The sequence below is a fragment of the Tunicatimonas sp. genome (genome assembly GCF_049647865.1).
Lineage (GTDB): Bacteria > Bacteroidota > Bacteroidia > Cytophagales > Cyclobacteriaceae > Tunicatimonas.
Map to the genome: position 1 here is coordinate 1 of NZ_JBARYM010000746.1, position 3,536 is coordinate 3,536.

Sequence of the window (3,536 nt, forward strand, 5' to 3'; positions counted from 1 at the left end):
GGCGATATGTCAGTGGTAGGCCCCCGACCTCATATGCTAAAGCATACCGAAGAGTACTCTGAAATTATTGAGAATTTCAAAGTACGGCACTTCATCAATTCCGGAATTACCGGATATGCTCAGGTGAATGGTTTCCGGGGCGAGACCAAAGACGATGAACTGATGAAGAAACGAGTAGAATACGATACGTGGTACTTAGAGAACTGGAGCCTTTCTTTAGATATTAAGATTATATTCCAAACAGTTTGGAATGCAGTACGAGGCGAAGAAAATGCCTATTAATACTACACAATTAAGCTTATATAACTATATTTGTAATTATTTGCACTTTAAAAATAATTAATATGAAAATTAGTGTATTTGGATTAGGTTATGTGGGTGCTGTTTCTTGTGCCTGTTTTGCTAAAAGCGGACATCATGTTATAGGAGTTGACGTAAACCAAAAGAAAGTTGATTTAATTAACGGGGGAAACTCGCCAATTGTAGAGAAAGATTTAGATGAGTACATCGCAGAAGGAGTTAAAAAGGGCACGATCAAGGCAACTACCGATATTCACAGAGCAGTTCAAAACTCGGATATATCGATTGTATGCGTAGGCACACCTAGTCAGATTAATGGAAATATTGATTTGTCTTATATATATCGAGTTTGCGAGGATATTGCCGAGTCAATAAAAACAAAAGATGCCTATCATACTGTTGTTATTCGTAGTACGGTAGTACCGGGTACTATTGAAGAATGCGCTCAAATAATAGAAGGTGTTTCAGGAAAGAAGCATATAGAAGATTTTGGAGTAGCGTCTAATCCTGAGTTTTTACGAGAAAGTACGGCCATTTATGATTTCTGGAATCCTCCCTATACGATAATAGGAACTAATAGTCCTAAGAGTGAAGAGCAGCTCGAGGAGCTATACCGCCCAATTGATGCTCCTATCTTCAAGCTGAAGCCAGAAGAATCAGAAATGATCAAATACACTAACAATAACTTTCATGCACTAAAAATTACCTTTGCTAATGAAATAGGGAATATTTGCAAAGAGTTAGGAGTAGATGGGCATAAAGTGATGGAAGTAGTATCCCGAGATACGAAGCTAAATTTATCTCCTTATTATTTGAAGCCAGGATTTGCTTTTGGTGGATCGTGTTTGCCAAAAGATGTTAGGGGGTTGAATTATCGGGCACAGTTGTTAGATGTATCTACCCCACTACTAAATAGCTTGCTTCCCAGTAACGCCTATCAGGTGCAGCGAGGATTACAAATGGTGTATGATACCGGTAAAAAGAAAGTCGCTTTCCTTGGATTTGCCTTTAAAGCTGGTACCGATGACTTACGAGAAAGCCCAATGGTAGATATGATAGAGACACTACTTGGAAAAGGATATAGTTTAAGTTTGTACGACAATAATATATCTCTATCTAAATTAATGGGTAAAAATAAAGATTATTTAACAGGGCATATTCCGCATATTACTCGTCTGCTAAAAGATGATATTCATGAGGTTATTAACGATGCAGAGGTAATTATTATCGGAAATAAGGCCCCTGAGTTTAGAGAGATTTTGTCGGAAATCCGCCCAGATCAAACAATCATTGATCTGGTACGGATAGATAAAGAGAAAGTAACCAATGAAAATTATGTCGGAATTTGCTGGTAAGCATGTCTTAATAGTTATTGAAAATCTGCCTGCCCCCTTCGACCGAAGGGTTTGGCAGGAAGCTACTACACTGAAAGAAGAAGGGGCAGATGTATCAATCATCTGCCCTAAAATGAAAGGATATACTAAGTCTTTTGAGCGAATAGATGACATTAACATTTATCGCCATCCGTTACCAACTGAGGGGCATGGAGCTTTAGGATACCTTCTAGAATATACTTCTGCACTTTTTTGGGAGCTAATGCTGTGTATTAAGATTTTCCTCAAAAAGCGGTTTCACATCATTCATGGGTGCAATCCTCCTGATTTAATATTCTTAGTAGCTCTCCCGTTTAAACTCTTTGGGGTTAAATATGTCTTCGATCATCACGATATTAATCCAGAACTCTACATTGCAAAATTTAATAAAAAGGGATTGTTCTATCGTAGTATGCTTCTGTTTGAGAGGCTTACCTTCAAGGCAGCAGATTATAGTATTGCTACTAATGAGTCTTATCGTGAGATCGCTATCCGACGGGGAGGCATGAATCCAGACAACGTTACGGTAGTACGCAGTGGTCCTAGTTTGAAACGATTAAAACTCACCCCAGGTAACTCTGATTATAAGAAAGGAAGAAAATTCCTTATCGGCTATGTAGGGGTTATTGGTGTTCAAGAAGGGCTCGATCTATTGATGGATTCGGTACAATATATTGTGAAGAAGCGACAGGATGTACAGGTGGCTATTGTAGGAGGGGGGACAGCCTTGGAAGAGATACAGCTATTGGCATCTGAAATGGGATTGGCAGAATACGTAGATTTTTATGGTAGGGTAAGCGATGAGAAATTAGTTGATGTTCTAAATACCTGTGATGTATGCGTAAACCCAGATAAGCCTACTGAGATGAATAATTTGTCTACTATGAATAAAATCATGGAGTATATGGCACTGAAAAAATCGATTGTGCAATATGATTTAAAAGAAGGACGCGCTTCAGCATTAGAAGCTTCGCTTTATGCTAAAAACCATGATACAATAGATTTTGCTAAGAAGATTATGTGGCTACTAGATAATCCAAGCGAAAGAGAGCAAATGGCTAAGTATGGATACAACCGAGTACTTAATGAGCTTTCTTGGGACTATGAACGGGAAAATCTAATTGATTTCTATCGTACGGCATTTAGTGTTTCACATACTCCTTCCGTCCAACTGGTATAGATATAGATTTCTACCTTATTGTTTATAGGCATCGGCTAACACCCGATGCTTTTTTTATGTTTACTGAATTGTCTATGAACCTTGATTACCTATAGAAATGGCAAGAAAATTGAAATAAGAATACTAATAAATAGTTAGCACTTATTTGCTTACCACTTTTATGGTCTTGCGCAGCTAACATTGTTATACCTAATTCACAAAATGATGAAACATACAATATTTTCTGGCGTACTGGCCATATTCTTTTTAGTATCCTGTTCTACTGTTCCACTTACTGGGCGTAGACAACTTAGCTTAATTCCTGATTCGCAAATCAATTCACTAAGTTTTCAAAACTATCAGCAAGTATTAAATGAAAGCAAGGTAGTGACTGGCACTGAAGACGCTCGTCTGGTGAAAAGTGTAGGTGAAAAGATTGCCTACGCGGTAGAAAAGTATATGGCCGAAAAAGGCCTCTCTGACGAAATTAAAGACTTTCGTTGGGAATTTACCCTTATACAAGAAGATGTAGTAAATGCATGGTGTATGCCCGGTGGTAAAGTTGCTTTCTATACCGGTATTATGCCTGTTTGCCAAAACGAAGAGGGAGTGGCAGTAGTAATGTCGCACGAAATCGCTCATGCTATTGCTGAACACGGTAGTGAGCGTATGTCGCAACAATTAGCTGCGCAAATGGGTGGAAC

The 3,536-nt window shown here is 38.4% G+C and carries 4 protein-coding genes; all 4 read left to right on the forward strand.

Going from position 1 to position 3,536, the window contains the following annotated elements; genetic code table 11:
- Positions 1-282: sugar transferase (locus WBA23_RS21705; protein ID WP_424584375.1), on the forward strand; the 282-nt coding region annotated here is incomplete at its 5' end.
- A gap of 62 nt (positions 283-344) precedes the next feature.
- Positions 345-1,655: a nucleotide sugar dehydrogenase gene (locus tag WBA23_RS21710; protein WP_424584376.1), complete on the forward strand. Its 1,311-nt coding sequence runs from the start codon at positions 345-347 to the stop codon at positions 1,653-1,655.
- Entirely contained in the window at positions 1,636-2,853 is a 1,218-nt protein-coding gene (locus tag WBA23_RS21715) for a glycosyltransferase family 4 protein (RefSeq protein ID WP_424584377.1), read from the forward strand. Before WBA23_RS21710 ends, WBA23_RS21715 begins: the two co-directional genes overlap by 20 nt.
- A gap of 201 nt (positions 2,854-3,054) precedes the next feature.
- The coding region (locus WBA23_RS21720) for a M48 family metallopeptidase (protein ID WP_424584378.1) at positions 3,055-3,536 on the forward strand (482 nt) is incomplete at its 3' end.